Genomic DNA, 19,174 nt, shown 5'->3' on the forward strand with positions numbered 1-19,174 from the left:
AGTTGAATTCTGGTATTGGGGTGGTCACACCCCGGCCCGTCATCATTGGGGCCTTTTTTATTTTTTCAACTGTTTGTAGTTCAGATGCGCTGACTTGACATTTCCCGGGGCCACCCCTCTCGCAGAGGGGAGTTTGGCTCACTGGCGTTTCAGAAATTTGAACCAAAAAAAACAATGCAAATAAGACCCCGAAAGTATTATTAACACTGCACTTCCAAACTCCCTCTCGCAGAGGGGAGTTTTGGCTTCGTGGCGTTAATGGGTCAGCTTCGGAGTTTTTTTCTGGTTTTTTGAAGCTGGATTTAACTCATACTGATTATCCTGAGAATCTTACAAATCCTGTTAAAAAACCGTGAGCTGGTTTGGGGGCCGGTTTTGTCGTGTGTGAAAAAAAAGCAACGCATTGATCTTCGCTTTGGGGTGTTTAATCTATGACAGAGGCATTGATGTTCTCTGAGTTTTACCCAAAAAAATACGTGGCTTCCGTTTTACTGCGGTCGCGGGTTGTTGGGCTGTATGGTTTTTATAAGGTGCGAAGAACAGGGCTTGCAGGTTGTGCTGCTGCGTTTGGTTTTATTGGGCGGGTTTTTCGTGGGGCTGGGGCTGGAGATGCCGGTTGATGGTTTTGCTGAAGCGGGTGGGGTCAATGGGTTTGGTGAGGAAATCGTCCATGCCGGCATTGAGGCAGTTGACCTGATCTTCTTTGAGGGCGCCGGCGGTGAGGGCGATGATGGGGACGTGTCTGATTGCGGCGGATTCCTGTTCGTCTATGCGGATGGCGCGGGTTGCGGAAATGCCATCGCGTTCAGGCATTTGTACGTCCATTAATATGAGGTCGGGCTGGTGCCTGGTGTTCTGCGCGATGGCTTCTTCCCCGTTTTTGGCCTGAATCAGGGTCGCGTTGGGGTAGTTCTTTTTGAGGAGGGCAGAAATCATGTGCATGTTCATGGCATTGTCTTCGGCGATGAGAATCTTTGCAGCAATATCGGATCCCTTTTTCTCCTGCCCGCTTTTGTGTTCGGTCTCTGACGGAGCAAGCTGACCGTTGTCACGGCCTTTGGCCCTGAGCTCGGCGAAACGGTTCCAAAGCAAGGTGGCTTTGAGGGGTTTGGTCATTCGGGCATAGACCTGATACTGCCGGGAGAATTTCCCAATGGCGATCTCATCAGAAGAGGAGTGCAGGAGGATGACCGGCAGGGTATCCGGGCCAAGGTTCAGCTGTGTGCGGATACGGCGGATGGTCTCAAGCCCGTCCATTTCGGGCATGTGGTAGTCGCAAATCAACAGGTCAAAGTGATCAGCCCCGGATTCGAGTTCTTTCAGGGTTTCCGCGCCGGAACGGCAGCTTGTAACCTGTATGCCGTTTCGGATTAGAAGGTTTTCCAAAATGGTCAGGTTGTTGGCATTGTCATCCGTAATGAGCACGTGCCGGATATGACTGATATCATCCGGACTGAGCTGATTACCGTTTTCGGTTCGCGTTGTAATTTCGAATGAAAAGACGCTTCCTTTACCCTCTTCGCTCTGCATGTGAATGCTGCTGCCCATTTTGTGTGCAATCATCTGCGAGATAGCCAATCCCAGACCTGAGCCGCCGTACTTGCGGGTTGTAGAGATATCAGCCTGAGAAAAGTGACGGAACAGCTTTTTCTGATTTTCTTCACTGATGCCAATGCCGGTATCTCTGATTTCAAAACGGAGTCGGCTTTGTACGTCGTCCAGAGGCGTGCAGCTTACATGGAGTTCAATCTCACCTGCTTCGGTGAATTTAACCGCATTCCCCAATAAGTTGGCCAAAATCTGCTTAAGTCGGACAGGATCCGTCCAGGCATATCTCGGGATGTTTTTTCCTACGTTGAGGAGGACTTCCAGCCTTTTTTTGTCGGCTGCAAACCGGATGATTTCAACGCTGTTTTCGATGAGCTCGATGATATCTGTCTTATTGGATTCCAGGCTCATCATACCGGCTTCAATTTTTGAGAAATCGAGGATATCGTTGATGATACCAAGCAGAATGTGGCCGGATATGTTGGCACTTTCCACATACTGCTTTTGCGCGTCGGAGAGCTCTGTTTCCTTCAGGAGATCCGTGAAGCCGATAACACCGTTTAGGGGCGTGCGGATTTCATGGCTCATGTTGGCCAGAAACTGTGACTTGGCCTTGCTTGCTGCGTCGGCCTGCTCTGTTGCGATGATGAGGCTTTCTTCCTGACGACGGATTTTCCGGGTCAGAAATAAACCAATGACCGTAATGATGAGCGCGAAGGTGATGAGAAGCATATCTATCAGCCGTTGCCGTGCAATCAGCTTGTCATTGCCTGCCTGATACATGCCGGTCACTACATCAAACTCATTCTTGAGCTGCATGGCAGAATGTACGATTGCCAGCACATATTCAGTCTGCTCAGGCGTACGGAGAAGCTGTTCCGCATTTCTGATATACGCTGCAACATCCGGTTCAATCCGGCTCAGGTGTGCTTTGATCTCCGGTACGTGATTGGGGGCAACGCCCAGCTCAGGGTCTCCCTGTAAGAGGGCTGTCGCAAAGCGGCGGTAGACCTGCAACTCTGAGGTCAGAATTTCAGCGGCGTCAACGCTGAATCCGGCATTTCTTTCATTTACCGTGTAAGCGGCGTTAAGCTGCTGCGCGTAGTTGGCTATGAGCATGGTCCGCATGCGCTGCGAACCTGCCATGTTAATAGCTTCACTAAAGTAGGAGCGCTCCGGGCTGTTATACACGGAATATCCTATCCCAACCATAAAGGGCAGGAAGGACAGGACTAAAACCAGGAGATTTTTAGTGGCTACCGATTGTTTTTTACCTTTCAAATCACCATCTCATTTGAGTTTCTCACAGGTCATTGAAGCTTATACAAAAATTTCTGAGACCAACGGCTGTGTAAGATGAGCTTATAAAAAATCATTAATCTAATATACGTATTATAATATGATTTTTCGATATAAGCCACAGATTCCTATCGCTTTCTGATTCAGTCATTCCCCCTTCAAAAAGGCAAAAATAAAGCCGCACCTCAACAGCGTGCGGCTTTATTTCGTTTGTTTTATAACTGTTTACTCAGCGCTGTGCGTTGTGAAGGTGAAGCTCGAAACTTCTTCACCATCCATGAGCTGACGCTGCACGCGTGCGGCCTGTATGCCGCTGCCACTCGTCCACTCTTCGAAGGTCATCACCATTTCTGCTTCTGCACCGAGCTGCGGCACGAACTCCATGTAGCTGAGTTGCACCGGCAGGGAGGTCTGCACATCAAGCTTGAGGGTGGTTTCGGACTCGGGGAGTACGAGCACGGCGACTTCGCGCCCGTTGATGGTTTCGGTGCCAGTGTAGGCCGCCTGTAGTTCGCCGGAAGCCGCTTTGTGGGAGAGTGTTACATAGTGCGTTTCGAGCATTCTGGCGTAAGAAGCCGCGGCTTCGGACGGCAGATTCTGACGCTGCCCCATAGCTTCCACGTAGGCGGCGCCGTTTTCGTAGCCGATGGTCTGCGATCCCATGGGCGTGTTGAGCACCTGAACCACGCTGTTGGTGCTGAAATTATAGCTGACATCCACATCGACCGTCATGCCGGGGGGCAGCTGACTTGACGCAAGGCTGCCTTCGTAGCTGAGGGTCTCGATGGAGGCGCCGTTCAGTACGGCTTCTGCCATGCGGCTGATCCACTGCTGACCCGCTTCGGTATCGCCGGAGACAACCGCGCGGGGCGCTGAAGCACCGGGACGCGGAATACTGATGTCGATTTCATTGACCGGACCAAAGCGCTCAAGCTGATCGCCAATCTCGTTCGGGTTTCCGACTACGAGAATGTGCAGGGCTTCGGGACGCAGGTATTCGCGGGCTACGCGCTGAATGTCTTCGGTAGTCACAAGACGAACTTCTTCTACATACTGCTCAAAGGCGTCGAAGGGCAGGCCTACATAGGCGTTGTTGATCTGCTCGCTGAGTGCAGCGGAACGGCTGGAGTAGCGAAACGCAAGCGAGTTCAGGAAGCGCTCACGGGTTTCATCCAGCTCTTCCTGCGTTACCGGCTCATCCTGCAGGCGGCGGATTTCGTGAATGGTCGCTTCAATGGCGCGGGCCGTAGTTTCGCTCGCGGTGCTCAGGCCCGCAAAGAATTGTCCCTGAAACAGGGTGCCGCTGCCAAAGGAGCCGCCAACCGAGTAGGCAAGTCCCTGACGGGTGCGTACTTCCTGCAAAAGGCGGCCGGAAAATCCGCCGCTCAGCATTTGGTTCATCACCTGCAGGGCAGCATAGTCCGGATTGTCGCGGAAGCCGCCGATGTGCCCCATGCGGATAATGCTCTGATTCATTTCGGTGCGGGGCACGAAGTTGATAGAAGGTCCGTCGGTGTAGGCGACATCCGGGAAGTCGAAGGTATTCGGGCTACCCTGCTCGATTTCACCAAAATAGCGCTCCAGAACCGGACGGATTTCTTCGGCAGAAAAATCGCCGGAAAGGCCGATCATAAGGTTGTTGGCGTTGATGGCCTGACGATGAAAATCAACCAGATCTTCGCGGGAGATGTTGTTGAGATCGTCGTACTCCTGTACGCTGCTGAACACGCTGTTTCTGCCGTAGATCAGATGGCGGAATTCGCGGGTTGCAATGCCGGAAGGCTGATCGTTGCGGCGGCCGATCACGCTGCGGCGCTGCGTAAGCGCAAGGTCAAGCTTCTCCTGCGGGAAGGCCGGCTGCGTAAGCACTTCAATAAAAATGGGCAGCAATTCTTCAAAATCTTCCTTCAGCACGCTCATGCTTGCACTGCCGGAAGTGAGTCCGAACGACGTTTCAATGGAAGCCGCGCGGCTTTCGAGCATTTCATTCAGCTCGTCGCCGGGGAAATTAGGGGTACCGCCGGAGCGCATGACTTCCCCCGTAATGCTTGCCAAACCGACCTTATCCCGCGGCTCCATCCAGGAACCGGCGCGGATTACGCTGCTCAGGTTTATCAAAGGCACTTCGTTGTCTTCCACAAGGAAAAAGGTAATGCCGTTAAATTCGAAGCTGTGTACTTCGGGCACAACAATGGGGTTGAGTTCCGGAAACACCAGGGTTTCGGGACGTTCAATAAACCGGAATTCCGGCTCCTCAGCTGTTTGTGACGGACCGGCACAACCAACAGCGAACAGGACCGCCGCGGTACCGGTAAAAAACAGGCTTTTAAAAAGGTTTCTCATGGGTACTTATCAATTTCAGTTTTCAGATTCGGAAGCTACGGGTGTTTCCGCATTAATAATTTTGCCGACGGTACGGGCACGCGGGATCAGATACTCCTGCGCTACGCGCTGAATGTCCTCAACCGTTACCTCAGAAAGACGGTCGATATCGCGGAAGGTGTTGCGCCAGTCGCCGGTACGTGCGTGTGTTTCGGCGAAGGAGAGCGCAATGTTCATATTGCTCCGAAGGCCGCGTATGGTCGAAGCCCGCGCTTGTGTGCGTACGCGCTCAAGCTCGGATTCCGTAACGCCTTCCTGCTGAATGCGCTCGATCTCCTCATAAATGCGCTGCTCAATCTCAGCGGTTTCTACACCGGCATTGGGCACGCCAAGAACCAGAAACAAGCCCGGAAAACGGGTGCCGGGAAAGCCGTTAAAGCCCTGAACCTGAAGGGCAAGCTGCTCATCTACCACAAGGCTGCGGTACATGCGGGATGTGCGTCCGTCAAACAGAATCGAAGCCAGCATGCTAATGGGCGCAAAGTCAGGGTGCTGTTCATCTACGCTCTTGTAGCCGATCATAAGTATGGGCTGACTCTGATCTTCAATCGTGAAACGACGCTCGCCCCGCTGCGGCGGCTCAACGGTCACGACCCGCGGGGAATCTTCGCGCGCAGGCCAGCTTCCGAAGTACTTCTCAGCCAGGCGACGCATTTCGGCAGGATCCACGTCACCGGCAATCGCCATGGTCAGATTTTGGGGAATAAAATAGGTATCGTAAAAAGCAAGGGTTTCGCGAATGGTTACCGCGTCGATATCAGACGGCCAGCCAATGGGCGGATTCCGGTACGGATGTGCCGAGAACGCAATGGAATTGAACTCCTCAATCAGTCGCCCGATCGGATTGTTATCGGTGCGGTCGCGGCGCTCTTCCCAAATCACATCCTTCTCCTGATAAAACTCGCGCATGACCGGATTCATAAAACGGTCTGATTCAAGCTTGAACCACAGCTCCGCCCGGTTTTGCGGCAGGCTGTAAAAATAGCCGGTCGCGTCGGCACTCACGAAAGCATTCATGCCAACAGCGCCTTCCCGGTCAATAATCATGGAGAACTCATTGTTGACCACAAATTCCTGCGCCTCATCACGCAGCCGCTCAAATTCGGCCCAAAGCCCGGCAACAAGTTCCTCATCCGGATTGTGACTTGTGGATTCCCGGTGCCATGCACGGTAGGCGTCATCCTGCGCTTGAATCAGCGGCATTTCGGCTTCGATATCCGTTGTGCCTATGGTGTGCGTGCCTTTGAACGCCATGTGCTCGAAGATGTGCGTAATACCGGTCTGACCAACCGGCTCATCGACTGCCCCGATATTGCCGAAGGTCACAAAAGTCGCAACCGGCGCCACATCCCGCTGAATGATGATAAAATGCAGCCCGTTATCGAGCGTGAACTCGGTAACCCGCTGTTCAAATGCTTCCAGACTCTGTGCCTGAAGCTGCGGTACGGCAGCCATCAGCAAAAGTAACGAAACAAGTATTGTTTTGAAGTATCTCATGGATTATGATGATGTTTTTGAGTGGTGTAATCAAGCTTCTGCGCTGTACCTACAGCGGCTGTTCTGCGATTTCGCGAATCAGGGGCAAACACTTCCCAACAATCGCATTTATAAGCGCTTAAAATAAGGAGATTGAACCGATTTACCCGACCGAACGTGAGAAATGCGGATACGGTTCGAAGGGTTCAGAAACCGCCTCATCATCCGACCCTGAAGCCCCGCTTATCCCCACCCGAAAACCGACCCGCCCATGAATCCCGCGCCATCCTCTTCCCTCCTGTTGAAGTACTTCACCCTATTGCTGTTGACCCTCCTCTTCCTCCCCACCGAAGCCTTCCCGCAGCTGCAATCGCAAATCCCATCAGACCTCAGCCTTCCAGAAATCAGCGCCGAAGCGGCAGAAACAAACCCCAATCCCTGGTTCCCGCTGGGTCAGGAGCGGCTTTCGCAAGAAAACCTCGCAATGCTCATTTTACTGGGCTGGGGCGGCCTGAACGTGCTCGGCGGCAGCGCCCTGGCACTCGGCAGCGCCGATTACCGCGACTTCGGCCTGATGACCGCCGGATGGGGCCTCGTCAATGCTGCCATTGCCGGCTTTGCCCTTGCCGGCGCGGACACCTACACCGCCGCGGTCTCCTTTGATTCCGTCCTCCGCGACGAAATGCTCTTCAACCGTATCCTCGCCATCAACTCCGGACTCAACGCAGGCTACATCGCCACCGGCTTTACCATGAACTACCTCGGCAGCACCAGCCGCGTCCGGCAGTTCGGAAGCGCCTTCATGGTTCAGGGCGCCTTCCTCATGGCCTTCGACGCCTGGCTCCTCTGGCACTCCACTGATCGCCTCAGCCGCCTCAGCGCCCTGCCTGACACCTTCCTCACCGCCCTGCCCGATGGCAGCACGCAACTCATTCACGGCCTCACCCTCAGCTTCGGTTTCTGATTCTGCGCCCCCCGAAACGCACCTCAGAAGCCCTACTACAGGCCTACCGGCCATTTCCTTGTTTTTTTTATTTGGGGGAAACTCCGTGAACATCACGGTCTTTCGTGGAAGATTGTAGGTTCCCAAGTCAAAGATGGGTCCCTTGCTTTTTGGGTTTGGGAGACTGTAATGAAGTCACCCGGCCTGCACACACGCCGCATGCAACTGCCTCAAATCGTCACAGCTCCCGGGCAACTCATCCTTCCGGACTGCCAAAGTTTGGGTGCCATTCTCTGGCAGATTTCCCTATTTTCTCCGCCATACTTTCATCCCAAAAAATCAAACCCACTTCATGCGCACGTTCAAGCTCGAAGCCGATCCAAGCGAGTCCACATCATCCCAAACACAGGCTCAGGCCCTGTTAAAAGGACTGAATGAAAATCAGGGGCGGGCGGTGAGCTACGGAGACGGACCCTTGCTGATTATTGCCGGCGCGGGCAGCGGGAAAACGCGGGTGCTCACCTATCGCATTGCCTACCTCCTTGCCCAAAAAAAGGCCAATCCCTGGAACATCCTCGCGCTCACCTTCACCAACAAAGCCGCTGCCGAAATGCGCGAGCGGATTCAGAAACTGATTGGTCCGCCGGCTTCCAAGCTTTGGATGGGCACCTTTCACTCGATTTTCTCCCGCATCCTGCGGATCGAAGCCGAAAAGCTGGGATTCACCTCAAGCTTCAGCATTTACGACAGCGACGACAGCGAGCGCTCGGTGAAGGCCATCATTAAGGAAATGGGCCTTGATCCGCGGGAAGTGAAGCCGCGCGATATCCGGTTCCGGATCAGCGGGGCGAAAAATCAGCTCGTGAGTCCGCATGAGTTTCAGGAAAAATTCGTGCGCAGCTCCATGGATGACATCGCGGGTCAGGTCTTCCCGATTTATCAGACGCGTCTGCGTCAGAGCAACGCCATGGACTTCGACGACCTCCTCACCCTGCCCTCCGAGCTGTTCGAACAGCACCCCGAAGTACTGGAAAAATATCAGGATTACTTCCGCTATCTCCTCATTGATGAATATCAGGATACCAATCATGCGCAGTACAAAGTTGCCAAAATGCTGGCGGCCAAGTACGAAAACATCACCGTAGTGGGCGACGACGCGCAAAGCATTTACTCTTTCCGGGGCGCGGACATTTCCAACATCCTGAACTTCAAATCCGACTACCCGAACGCGGCGCAGATTCCGCTGGAGCAAAACTACCGCTCGACGCAGGCCATCCTGAAATGCGCGGATTCCATCATCAAGCAGAACAAACATCAGCTCGACAAAACGCTCTGGACCCAAAACGACAAGGGCGACCCGGTGACGCTGCTCGAAAGCTTCGACGAGTACGACGAGGCCAACCGCGTGGCGGGCAAGCTGCACGAGCTGAAGCTCAAGCGCGGCTACACCAACAACGACTGCGCGATTCTGTACCGCACCAACTATCAGAGCCGGGTCTATGAAGACGTGCTGCGCCGCAAAGGAATCAATTATCAGCTTGTGGGCGGCATTTCCTTCTATCAGCGCAAAGAAATCAAAGATGTGATCGCCTACCTGCGCTTGCTCGTGAACCCCAACGACGAAGAAGCGCTCCTGCGGGTCATCAACGAGCCGAGCCGGGGCATTGGCGACAAGTCGCTCCAAAATCTCGTTCAGTTTGCGCGCAAACAGCAAGTCACCATATGGGACGCTTTCGAACAGGCCGATCAGGTCGTGTCGCACGGCCCCGCCCGACGCAGCATGAAAGCCTTCAAAGCCGTGATAGACGAATGCCGCGACCTCATGACCGATGATGAGACGAGCCTCGTTGATGTCACCCGCAAGCTGTTGGAAAGCACCGGCTACGTAAAACAGTTTGTGGAAGAAAACACGCACGAGTCGCTCACGCGGCGCGAAAACGTGATGGAGCTTATCAACGCCATTGCGCAGCATGAAGAAGCCCGGCCCGACGCCGACCTCAGCACCTTCCTGCAGGAAATAAGTCTGTATTCGGATACCGACAGCTATGACGAAAACCAGCCCGCCGTAACCCTGATGACCGTTCATGCCGCGAAGGGGCTGGAGTTTCCCGTGGTTTTTGTGGTCGGTCTGGAAGAAGAGCTGTTCCCCATTGGCGGGCGCAACGGCGAAGAAGCCGATTTCGAAGAAGAGCGCCGGCTGTTTTATGTGGCCATCACCCGGGCCGAGAAAGATTTGTTTTTCAGCTTTGCCAAACAGCGCACCCGATTCGGAGAGTCCAAGCGCATGGCCCGCTCGCGCTTTCTTGATGAAGTGGACCCGGCTGTCGTGCGCACCGAAACCGGGGCAACCATCCGGCAAAAAGACGGTTTCGGAAGCTCATTCAGCTCAGGCGGCTACAATGTGGAATACGACCGCAGGCTGGCTCCGCAGAACCGCTATCAGCAAAAGACCGCCTCGCCTGCAGCCGCACCATCGGGCGGACGAACAAGGCCGAAGCCGCAGGCTCCCAAAGCCAGCTACGACGGCGTCACCTACGATATTCAGAGTCCTGACGACCTCGCGGTGGGTGTAAGCGTGTTCCACGATAACTTCGGAAAAGGCAAAATTATGGGTCGGGAAGGCAGCGGGCCCAATATGAAACTCACCGTGTTTTTTCAGGGGCACGGCCAAAAGAAGCTACTCGTCCGTTTGGCTAAGCTCAAAATCATCCGGTAGGTTGCAGCCGTCGTTTCCGGCTTTACGGGTCTGATACTTAGGAATGATTCGTGCCGTTTACGAATTCGTTAATGAAACAAAACCTGACTATCTTGAAACTCTTTTGATTGGAACGGGTATCAGACCCAACCCAAAAATTTTATTATGATACATTATTCCTGGCAGGACCGCCTCGCCGACGTACTAAGCGAACTTTGGACCGAGCTCAAAGAGAAAGTGAGCCCGCCCAAACCTGAACTCAAGCGCATACCGGTCGAGCGGGAAGAATCTCCAAAGTATTTCCGGTAATTACATAGCCGCTATTCTAAAAAGCCCTAATCTGATTCTTCTCAGGTTAGGGCTTTTTTTATGACCTGAGTTCGATTTTAAATCATGCTTAATTGGTTAGTATGAACGGATTCATACTTTATGGCGGGCTTTTTGGGAAAGAAGGAATAGGCAGCTAATCCCGACAGCAGGTTAGACAAAAAGTTAGCGAAAGAGCGATGACGGGAATGTTCAATTTGACACATGTTTTTGAGTTCATCATTTATGGTCTCAATAACAGATCTCTTTCGCAACAGGATTTTGTCATTAAGACTCATCAGGCAATTTTTCATATTCTTGCGTATTTGGGTAATCAGATGAATGCCGTCATCAAACAAAATCCTGGACAGTGCCGCTGAGATATAGCCTTTATCTGCATACATTTTTCCTGTAAAAGCTTTGATAAAGTTAGGATTTTTAAGGGGATCACGATCGTCCATATTTCCCGGACTAATCAGGAAGTTGAGCAATTCTCCCTTATCATTGACAGCCAGATGAAGTTTAAATCCGAAGAAAAATCCTATTGAAGATTTACCCAACTGGCCAATGCCCTTGAAGACTTTATGGTTGGATATACGCTTGTTTTTGCACACACGCAGCGGAGTGGAATCTATGAATGAGATACCGGTGCACTTTCCCATACAGCACTCTTTGACAAATAATGCCAGCGGCAAATTGGCACCAGCCATAAGCTCAACGAAGCGATTATATGAAACGGTCTTGGGGAAAAGATGACACATGTGTACCTTGACATATTGAGTATAGAAGCACTTGATGGTGCGATATCCACTGTGATGAAACAGAATCATAATTGTGATCACCTCGCTGGTAGACAGATTTGGCTTTCGCTTGGGGGTATTTCCAAGCATATGCTTGGCCATTGAGCGATGAAAGCCGATGCAGAAGTTGTCAACCAGGCAGTATATTTCGGTAATTTTATTGTCGGATAATGTCATGACTTATTTTGCTATGTTGTTGTTATTGGTAGACTTAATATAGCAATTTGTTGTGACTTATCCGACATATAAATTGTGCTTTTTCAACAATTTGTCGATCAACTTTAGCCTAATTATTAATCGAACTCAGGTTTATGCGAACAGGGTAAATGCGGGGGGTGGGTGTAGCCGTGGCCCTGTGGTATTTAGCCCGGATTATTCACCAGGAAATTTGCCTGCTGCCAAGGCCGCACATGTATGACTGATCTGCTCAGCCGCTATCCGCAACGTGCTTCCCCAAAAAAGCAAGGGACCTATCTTTGATTTGGGGTTTTTGATCTGCTCCCGCAGCTCCTGATGTTCACGGGGTTTTCCCAAAAAAAACAACAGCATGAACCGCTTATCAGGCCCGTGGTGGGGGAACATGTTTTTTTTTGAGGTTTGCGCGTCAGCGTTTTGCGGTGCTGAAATTTTGGCATACAGCCGGATATTATGGCTGAATTTGAGCATTGTTCTCTCTTTTTCCTGCCTAATTGGGGTGAGGCTGAATCTTGGCGCTTGTTTTGAACTTTAAGGGCCAAACTAATGCTTCCCGTACTGAAACTGCATGCCTGTTGTGTGGAAGCTCAACTGAACTATCTGACTTTTTATGAAGCCCAAATATTCTGATTTACTATTCGGAGACGGACGCCTTGAGGATTTTGAACAAGCCATCCCCCTGCTTTCTGAGGAAGAAGAGCGCCAAATGAGTGAATCATCCATACCGGATTCCCTTCCGATTCTTCCGTTAAAAAACACCGTGCTTTTTCCGGGGGTTGTCATACCCATAACGGTCGGGCGCGACCGCTCGCTGGAGCTGGTCAAGGACGCCTATGCGACCGATAAGATCATCGGTATTGTATCGCAAAAAGACGCAGAAATGGAAGACCCCGGCTCCGGTGATCTGTATCAGATCGGAACCGTTGCCCAAATTCTGAAGCTCATCAAAATGCCAGACGGCAGCAAAAGCATTGTCATTCAGGGCAAGAGCGTGTTTCAGATTAACGAGTTTCAGACGCTTGAGCCGTACTTTAAGGCAAGCGTGAGCCCCTATAAAAATGTGGCCGACATGGAAGGCCTGGAGCTCGACGCGGCGATTCGCAGCGTAAAGGAGACTTCGGCGCAAATTGTGAACAAATCGCCGAATATCCCATCCGAAGCGGTTGTCGCCATCAACAACATCAACAGTCCGAACTTTCTGCTGAACTTCATTGCGTCCAACCTGAATGTGGGCATTGAGGAAAAACAGCGCCTGCTCGAAATACGGGAGTTTTCGGTTCGGCTGAAAACCGTGATTCAGCACCTTGAAAAAGAGCTGCAGGTGCTGAGCCTGAGCGAGCAAATCCGCACGAAAGTGAAAACGGATATTGACGAGCAACAGCGCGATTTCTACCTGCGTCAGCAGCTCAAGGCCATTCAGGAAGAGCTGGGCGAAGGCACCGAGCAGCAGGAAGTGCAAAAGCTGCGTGCCCGTGCCGAAAAGCGCAAAAAGGAATTTCCGCAGGACGTCTGGAAAACCCTGACCAAGGAGCTCGACCGGCTTGAGCGAACGCCCGCGCAGGCGCCGAATCACGGCGTGATTCTGAACTATGTGGAGACCATTATTGATCTGCCGTGGAATAAATTCACGAAGGATAAGCTCGATCTCAAAAAAGCGCGCGGCGTTTTGGATGAAGATCACTACGGACTCGAAAAAGTTAAGAAGCGTATCATCGAGTACCTTGCGGTGCTGAAGCTCAAAAAGGATATGAAAGCGCCGATTTTGTGTTTTTACGGCCCCCCGGGTGTAGGAAAAACGTCGCTCGGGAAATCCATTGCGCGGTCAATCAACCGCAAGTTTGCGCGTATCAGTCTGGGCGGCCTGCGGGATGAGGCCGAAATTCGCGGTCACCGCCGGACCTACATCGGGGCGCTGCCGGGGCGTATCATCCAAAACATGAAAAAAACCGGCGCAAGCAACCCGGTAATGATGTTAGATGAAATCGACAAAGTAGGGGCGGACTTCCGGGGCGACCCTACTTCTGCCCTGCTCGAGGTGCTCGATCCGGAGCAAAACAACACGTTTTACGACAACTACCTGGAGCTGGAGTACGACCTGAGCAAGGTGCTGTTCATCGCTACGGCCAACTCGCTGGAGACCATCCCCGCGCCTTTACGCGACCGCATGGAAATTATCCCCATCAGCGGCTACACGCTGGAGGAAAAAACAGAGATTGCGAAGAAGTATCTGATTCCGCGGCAGCGCGAAGAGAACGGCCTGAAGGAAGCGCAGATGGACTTCGACGAAGCCGCGATTCATGCAATTATAGACGGATACACGCGGGAATCCGGGGTTCGGAATCTAAGCCGTGAAATCGGTTCGGTTGCCCGAAATGTCGCGACCGGTATTGCGTTGGATGATATCGAAAACAGAAGCATTGACAAGGCGGCGGTTGAAGACATTCTCGGCAAGCGCCGCTTTTTCAGCGATGTGGCCGAGCGCACAACCGTACCGGGCGTGGCAACCGGCCTGGCCTGGACGCCCTACGGCGGCGACATTCTCTTCATTGAAGCAAGCGTATCCCGCGGTTCCGGTAAGATTCAGATCACCGGTCAGCTGGGCGACGTGATGAAGGAATCTGCGAGCCTGGCGGTTTCGCACCTTAAAACGATAGCCGACGATCTCGGTATTCCGCAGCATGCATTCAAAGAGTGGGACCTGCACCTGCACGTTCCGGCGGGCTCGGTTCCCAAAGACGGGCCCAGTGCCGGCGTTGCCATGCTTTCTGCCGTTGCTTCCATTTTTACGCAGCGCAAGGTAAAATCTACCATTGCCATGACCGGAGAAATCACCCTGCGCGGGGCCGTTCTGCCTGTTGGCGGTATTAAGGAAAAAGTTTTGGCAGCCAAACGGGCCGGTATTTCAACGGTTCTGCTTCCTGCCAAAAATGAGAAAGACGTAGACGAAATCGAGGCTGATATCATTCAGGGGCTTGAATTCCGCTATATTGACCGGATGGAAACCCTGCTCGATTTGGTGCTTGAGCGTGAGGCCGTCGAACAGCCTGCCCTTAAGTTCAAAAAAATTGAAGAAAACGGGAAATTAGCGGGAACTAAACACCCTACCCCCTAAGTTATCTTACCGTAACTTTACAAAACCCGTTTATTGGTACATTGAAGGATACATAAGCACATACAAAGGCTTCGGGCTGAGACCCCGAAGCTTTTTTTTTGACTTAATACTAATATAAAAGTTTGGTATTAGAAAGCAATGGGGGTTTCATGAATTTATTTTCTTTGTTTGCCGGGATTGGGCTACATTGCTTTGAACCCGCATGATTCACCATTAAACAGGATTTATTTTCAAAATGTATGTTTGAATTTGGCTTAGTGAAATGCACTGGCAGCCCAAATTTGATTGTGGCGTAAAGACTGCGCACCGGGCGAAGCGATTCCAACAAAGTGAAACTTTCCTAGTGAATAATGCGGATTAAACCAAGTTTAAACACCCACAAAAGCGTTTCTGCAAAATCAAAGGTACTATGATGAATGGCCGTGTCATAAAATCAACCGGGAAATGGTACAGTGTGCTGTCTCTTTCTGATACCGAAACCGTGATACAGTGTCAGATTCCGGGGAAATTTCGCCTGCGGGAGCTCAAACAAACCAATCCTATTGCCGTGGGCGATGTGGTGCGCTACCGCGAACTTGAAGACGGCAGCGGACTAATTGAAGAAATTGATGTGCGAAAAAATAAAATTTCCCGAAAAGCTACGCACGGCAGAAAAGGAGAGCATATTCTGGTTTCAAATGTGGATCAGGCTTTTGTGGTGCAGGCGGTACAGCAACCGCAGTTTCGCACAGGCTTCATCGACCGCTTCATCATTAGCGCGGAAGCCCATCACATCAGGCCGCTCATCATCCTGAACAAAACTGATTTAGGCACGGATGAAGACGCTGACCTTGTGGCAAACATGCTCAAAATATATGACAGTCTCTCCTATGAAGTTTTGCTGACGAGCATTTATGATGAAGAAAGCATTGCCGAATTGCAGGATTGCATGAAAGACAAGACTTCTGTTTTTATCGGTCCTTCGGGTACCGGCAAAACAAGTTTACTGAATGCGGTGCAGCCCGGCCTGAACCGCACCGTTTCTGCGGTTTCCTCCTTTTCGAATAAAGGGAAGCATACCACAACCTTCGCGGAACTCATCCCCCTGCATTTTGGCGGATATCTGGCCGATACACCCGGTATCCGTGAATTCGGCCTCGTAGGTTTTGATTTGAATGAAATTGCAGGCTTTTTCCCCGAGATGCGGGAGCGTCAGCAAAACTGCCGATTTTACAATTGCACGCACCTTCACGAGCCCGGATGTGCCGTAATGGAAGCCTTTAAGGCCGGTGAAATTGCGGCTTCACGATATGAATCCTACATCAATATCTATGAATCCCTGGAAGATGAAAACCGCTCTGCAGGCAGTAGAAAACGCGGTTAGGCGCTGCAATTTATTTTCATGTCAGCATTCATGATCAGTTAAAATTCCCTATATTCAAGCCAAATACTAACCGATCTGTCGCAGCATATTTTTAAGCTATCCGGCTTTTAAAAAATACACTATACGAGGATTATGAAGTGCCTGAATGCGGCATCTGACCTTTCACAATATCATATCATTCTTTCAACGGTGCAACCACTATGAGTCTGAACTTTACCCCCCAAACGCCAAGAGAAGAAGTTTTTGACCAAGCTGAAGCTTTCATTCGCAAGCATGACTTCATTATTTCGGATGTGGATGATATGCGGCCGTGGGGCGGCTTTTTTGTGATTGGCGAATCTGAAGCTTCGAGATTTATCGAAGCTTTTTTTCCACATCTCACCATGTCAGACTTTAAGGCATTCACCAAACTGAGTCCCAAGATTCTCCTGGTCGAGCCGGATAAGCGCCTTTCCTGGCAGTACCATCACCGCAGGGCGGAAATCTGGAAAGTGATTGGCGGGGAAGCCGGCGTTATTGTAAGCCCTGACGACCAACAGCGGGATGTTCAGAAACTGACCGTCGGAGACATTGTTGAACTCAAGCAAGGTGAACGGCACCGTTTGGTCGGACTTGAAAACTGGGGCATTGTTGCGGAAATCTGGAAACATACCGACCCTAACTATCCCTCTGATGAAAATGACATTGTGCGTGTAGAAGACGATTTCGGGCGATGAATTAACCTGCTTCTCTGTATTTTTGAAGGCCTGCATTGCGGGCCTTTGTTTTTTCAGCTTATCATCTGCGACATCCATAAATCTTAATCAGAACTCTTTTGAGCGCAGCTTCTCCGGTATCAAATCGTTCAATCGGCTTTTTCGGGGCCACCGGCATTGGCGTCGGGGCCATGGTTGGCGGCGGTATTCTGGCCCTTGCGGGGGTCGGATTTTCGGTCAGCGGCCCCTCGGCTATTCTGGCATTTGTCCTGAACGGGATCATCGCCCTGATCACAGCACTTAGTTTTGCGGAAATGGCGGCGGCCAATCCGCAGAACGGGGGCACCTACACCTATGCTAAAAAAGTGTTCACGGTGCAGGTTGCTTTTGGGGTGGGATGGGTTGTCTGGTTTGCTTCCCTTGTTGCGGCCGTACTCTACGCCCTGGGTTTCGGGGCCTTTGCTGTTTTTGCGCTGCAGCAAATCCCGCATGCGTCCGTGCAGGAACTCTTCGGCAATCCGGCTATGACGACCGTGCTGGGCTTGGGCGCGCTGTTGTTTTACGCGCTTCAGCTGCTTCGCAGCAACGGCGGTGGCGGTGCTTTTGCCAATATTGCGAAGCTCAGCGTGTTCGCCATACTGATTGCGGGCGGACTTGCCGCAACGGTTCAAATGCCTTTCAGTGAGATCAAAGGAAGCTTTGAGCCTTTTTTTGGGGGCGGCTTTACCGGCCTGCTTGCGGCTATGGGCTTCACCTTTATTGCCCTTCAGGGCTTTGACCTGATTGCCTCAACCGCCGGTGAAATCAAAAAGCCGGAAAAAACCATCCCCAAAGCCATGGTGGCAACCATTGCGGTCGGCATGACGATTTACCTGCCGCTGCTGTTTGTCGTAATGACAGCCGGTGTCGGCACCGGGGACAACCTAATGAGCCTGAGTGCGGAAAATCCGGAGACCATCATAGCCATTGCCGCGCAAAATTTCTTAGGGGCTTTTGGGTTCTGGTTTGTACTGGTAGCGGGTATTTTTTCTATGCTCTCGGCCCTTCAGGCGAACCTCTTTGCCGCTTCCCGCATAGCGCTGAGCATGGCCAATGACCGCACCCTCAGCCATCACCTTTCTGTAATCAGCAAAAAACACGGTACCCCTGTGCCGGCTGTGCTGGCGACCTGCGGCATTGTGGGCCTGCTTATTCTGGTACTGCCCGATGTGGCCGCTGCCGGGGCTGCGTCAAGCCTTATCTTTCTGATCACCTTTGCGCTGGGTAACATTATTATGATGCTCATGCGCACACGCAGCTTCACCAAAGCCGACACCTTTCGGGTCCCCCTGTTTCCCTATTTGCCGATCACCGGCATGCTGGCCTGCTTCGGACTCGCCTTTTTTCAGGCTGTAGCCGTTCCCGCCGCAGGTATTATTTCCCTGATTTGGCTCATCCTCGGCACCGTGCTCTTCATTTCGTTTTTTGTACAGCGTGCGCGGGTGATTGACGCAACGGATGAAGCCCTTGATCCCGAAATCGTCCGTCTGCGCGGATTGCAGCCGCTGGTACTGCTGCCGATTTCCAATCCGGCGAATGCCGAATCGATGGTGTTCGTGGCCAATGCGCTCGCCCCGCCTGTCGTGGGCCGGGTGCTGCTGCTTTCGATCGTAACCCCGAGCGACGACGGCAATGAACTCGCGCGCCGCCTCACCAATAACCGCGACGCCATGCAGCAAGCCCTGATGGCTTCCTTCGACAGCGGCATGCGCCCCGACGCCCTCACGACCATCGCCAACGGTCCCTGGGAAGAAATTGAGCGGGTAACCAAAGTCCATCAGTGCCGCAGCATGCTGCTCGGACTCAGCTCTCTGAGCGAACTGCAAACGACCGACAACCTCGAGCGCCTCATTCAGCGCGTCCGCTGTGATGTCGTGGTATTCCGTCAGCCCTATCCCGGCTGGAAAATCTCACAGGCCCGAAAAGTGCTCATCCCCGTTGCCGGACATCAAAGTCATGACGCCCTGCGTGCCCGGGTTGCCTCCAGCTTGTGGCGGACGGTTCAGCCGGAATTCACCTTTGTTCAGATTATGCCGCCCGGTACCAGCGAAAAAGATCAGGAGAAACAGCTCATGAGCCTCGAGCGCTTCGCCGGACGCATCATCCCGCAGAAAAGCGACTGCCGCATCATCATCAGCGGCACGGTGCGGGAAACCCTCGTCGAACTTACGGACAGCCATGATCTCGTCATCATGGGGCTGGGCAAGAGCGGTACCAACAACAAAGTTTTCGGGCAGATTCCGATTGAAATGGCCGAAAAAACCGATACAGCCCTAATTTTCATCAGCCACAAGTAAGCCTCACCCAAAAGAAAACGACTG

Annotated in this window: 12 protein-coding genes; 7 read left to right on the forward strand and 5 right to left on the reverse strand. The window is 52.2% G+C overall.

What is annotated here, in order from left to right; genetic code table 11:
• Positions 1–573: 573 nt before the first annotated feature.
• The 3 genes from CYPRO_RS10135 to CYPRO_RS10145 all read right to left on the reverse strand — a co-directional run bounded on the left by CYPRO_RS10135 (position 574) and on the right by CYPRO_RS10145 (position 6,726).
• The gene (locus CYPRO_RS10135) at positions 574–2,760 is read right to left on the reverse strand and encodes a response regulator (RefSeq protein WP_114984504.1); all 2,187 of its coding nucleotides are present in this window, start codon (positions 2,758–2,760) and stop codon (positions 574–576) included.
• 312 nt (positions 2,761–3,072) lie between these two features.
• Positions 3,073–5,190: a M16 family metallopeptidase gene (locus tag CYPRO_RS10140; RefSeq protein WP_114984505.1), complete on the reverse strand. Its 2,118-nt coding sequence runs from the start codon at positions 5,188–5,190 to the stop codon at positions 3,073–3,075.
• Positions 5,191–5,205: 15 nt separating this feature from the next.
• The gene (locus tag CYPRO_RS10145; protein WP_114984506.1) at positions 5,206–6,726 is read right to left on the reverse strand and encodes a M16 family metallopeptidase; all 1,521 of its coding nucleotides are present in this window, start codon (positions 6,724–6,726) and stop codon (positions 5,206–5,208) included.
• Between the two features lie 250 nt (positions 6,727–6,976).
• Here CYPRO_RS10145 and CYPRO_RS10150 point away from each other — a divergent pair, with 250 nt between their 5' ends.
• The 3 genes from CYPRO_RS10150 to CYPRO_RS16565 all read left to right on the forward strand — a co-directional run bounded on the left by CYPRO_RS10150 (position 6,977) and on the right by CYPRO_RS16565 (position 10,652).
• Positions 6,977–7,669, forward strand: coding sequence for a DUF6992 family protein (locus CYPRO_RS10150; protein WP_114984507.1), 693 nt, complete (start codon positions 6,977–6,979; stop codon positions 7,667–7,669).
• Between the two features lie 331 nt (positions 7,670–8,000).
• Positions 8,001–10,364 (forward strand): ATP-dependent helicase, encoded by a 2,364-nt coding sequence (locus tag CYPRO_RS10155; RefSeq protein ID WP_114984508.1) that lies wholly within the window; start codon positions 8,001–8,003, stop codon positions 10,362–10,364.
• Positions 10,365–10,508: 144 nt separating this feature from the next.
• The gene (locus CYPRO_RS16565; RefSeq protein ID WP_164682691.1) at positions 10,509–10,652 is read left to right on the forward strand and encodes a hypothetical protein; all 144 of its coding nucleotides are present in this window, start codon (positions 10,509–10,511) and stop codon (positions 10,650–10,652) included.
• A 77-nt stretch (positions 10,653–10,729) separates the two neighbouring features.
• Here CYPRO_RS16565 and CYPRO_RS10160 read toward each other — a convergent pair whose 3' ends face one another.
• Both CYPRO_RS10160 and CYPRO_RS10165 read right to left on the reverse strand, forming a co-directional pair.
• On the reverse strand, positions 10,730–11,626 hold the full coding sequence (locus tag CYPRO_RS10160) for an IS982 family transposase (RefSeq protein ID WP_114983194.1): 897 nt from the start codon (positions 11,624–11,626) through the stop codon (positions 10,730–10,732).
• 195 nt (positions 11,627–11,821) lie between these two features.
• Positions 11,822–12,115 carry a hypothetical protein gene (locus tag CYPRO_RS10165; protein WP_114984509.1) on the reverse strand — a complete coding sequence of 98 codons (294 nt, stop codon included), beginning with the start codon at positions 12,113–12,115 and terminating at the stop codon, positions 11,822–11,824.
• A gap of 139 nt (positions 12,116–12,254) precedes the next feature.
• Between CYPRO_RS10165 and lon the strand changes: the two genes are divergently transcribed.
• From lon to CYPRO_RS10185, 4 genes are all read left to right on the forward strand, one after another.
• Positions 12,255–14,756, forward strand: coding sequence for an endopeptidase La (lon, locus tag CYPRO_RS10170; RefSeq protein WP_114984510.1), 2,502 nt, complete (start codon positions 12,255–12,257; stop codon positions 14,754–14,756).
• Between the two features lie 409 nt (positions 14,757–15,165).
• Entirely contained in the window at positions 15,166–16,119 is a 954-nt protein-coding gene (gene rsgA / locus CYPRO_RS10175) for a ribosome small subunit-dependent GTPase A (protein ID WP_114984511.1), read from the forward strand.
• A 200-nt stretch (positions 16,120–16,319) separates the two neighbouring features.
• Positions 16,320–16,835 carry a cupin domain-containing protein gene (locus CYPRO_RS10180; protein ID WP_114984512.1) on the forward strand — a complete coding sequence of 172 codons (516 nt, stop codon included), beginning with the start codon at positions 16,320–16,322 and terminating at the stop codon, positions 16,833–16,835.
• 98 nt (positions 16,836–16,933) lie between these two features.
• The gene (locus CYPRO_RS10185; RefSeq protein ID WP_114984513.1) at positions 16,934–19,150 is read left to right on the forward strand and encodes an APC family permease; all 2,217 of its coding nucleotides are present in this window, start codon (positions 16,934–16,936) and stop codon (positions 19,148–19,150) included.
• Positions 19,151–19,174: the final 24 nt, after the last annotated feature.

This window comes from Cyclonatronum proteinivorum, assembly GCF_003353065.1.
Classification (GTDB): domain Bacteria; phylum Bacteroidota; class Rhodothermia; order Balneolales; family Cyclonatronaceae; genus Cyclonatronum; species Cyclonatronum proteinivorum.

Excerpts from the sequence above, each read along its gene's own strand:
- CYPRO_RS10155 (WP_114984508.1), top strand. The coding sequence starts at position 8,001 with ATGCGCACGTTCAAGCTCGAAGCCGATCCAAGCGAGTCCACATCATCC.
- CYPRO_RS10145 (WP_114984506.1), bottom strand. The coding sequence starts at position 6,726 with ATGAGATACTTCAAAACAATACTTGTTTCGTTACTTTTGCTGATGGCT.
- CYPRO_RS10160 (WP_114983194.1), bottom strand. The coding sequence starts at position 11,626 with ATGACATTATCCGACAATAAAATTACCGAAATATACTGCCTGGTTGAC.
- CYPRO_RS10165 (WP_114984509.1), bottom strand. The coding sequence starts at position 12,115 with ATGCTCAAATTCAGCCATAATATCCGGCTGTATGCCAAAATTTCAGCA.
- CYPRO_RS10150 (WP_114984507.1), top strand. The coding sequence starts at position 6,977 with ATGAATCCCGCGCCATCCTCTTCCCTCCTGTTGAAGTACTTCACCCTA.
- rsgA (WP_114984511.1), top strand. The coding sequence starts at position 15,166 with ATGATGAATGGCCGTGTCATAAAATCAACCGGGAAATGGTACAGTGTG.
- CYPRO_RS10135 (WP_114984504.1), bottom strand. The coding sequence starts at position 2,760 with ATGGTTGGGATAGGATATTCCGTGTATAACAGCCCGGAGCGCTCCTAC.
- CYPRO_RS10140 (WP_114984505.1), bottom strand. The coding sequence starts at position 5,190 with ATGAGAAACCTTTTTAAAAGCCTGTTTTTTACCGGTACCGCGGCGGTC.
- lon (WP_114984510.1), top strand. The coding sequence starts at position 12,255 with ATGAAGCCCAAATATTCTGATTTACTATTCGGAGACGGACGCCTTGAG.
- CYPRO_RS10180 (WP_114984512.1), top strand. The coding sequence starts at position 16,320 with ATGAGTCTGAACTTTACCCCCCAAACGCCAAGAGAAGAAGTTTTTGAC.
- CYPRO_RS16565 (WP_164682691.1), top strand. The coding sequence starts at position 10,509 with ATGATACATTATTCCTGGCAGGACCGCCTCGCCGACGTACTAAGCGAA.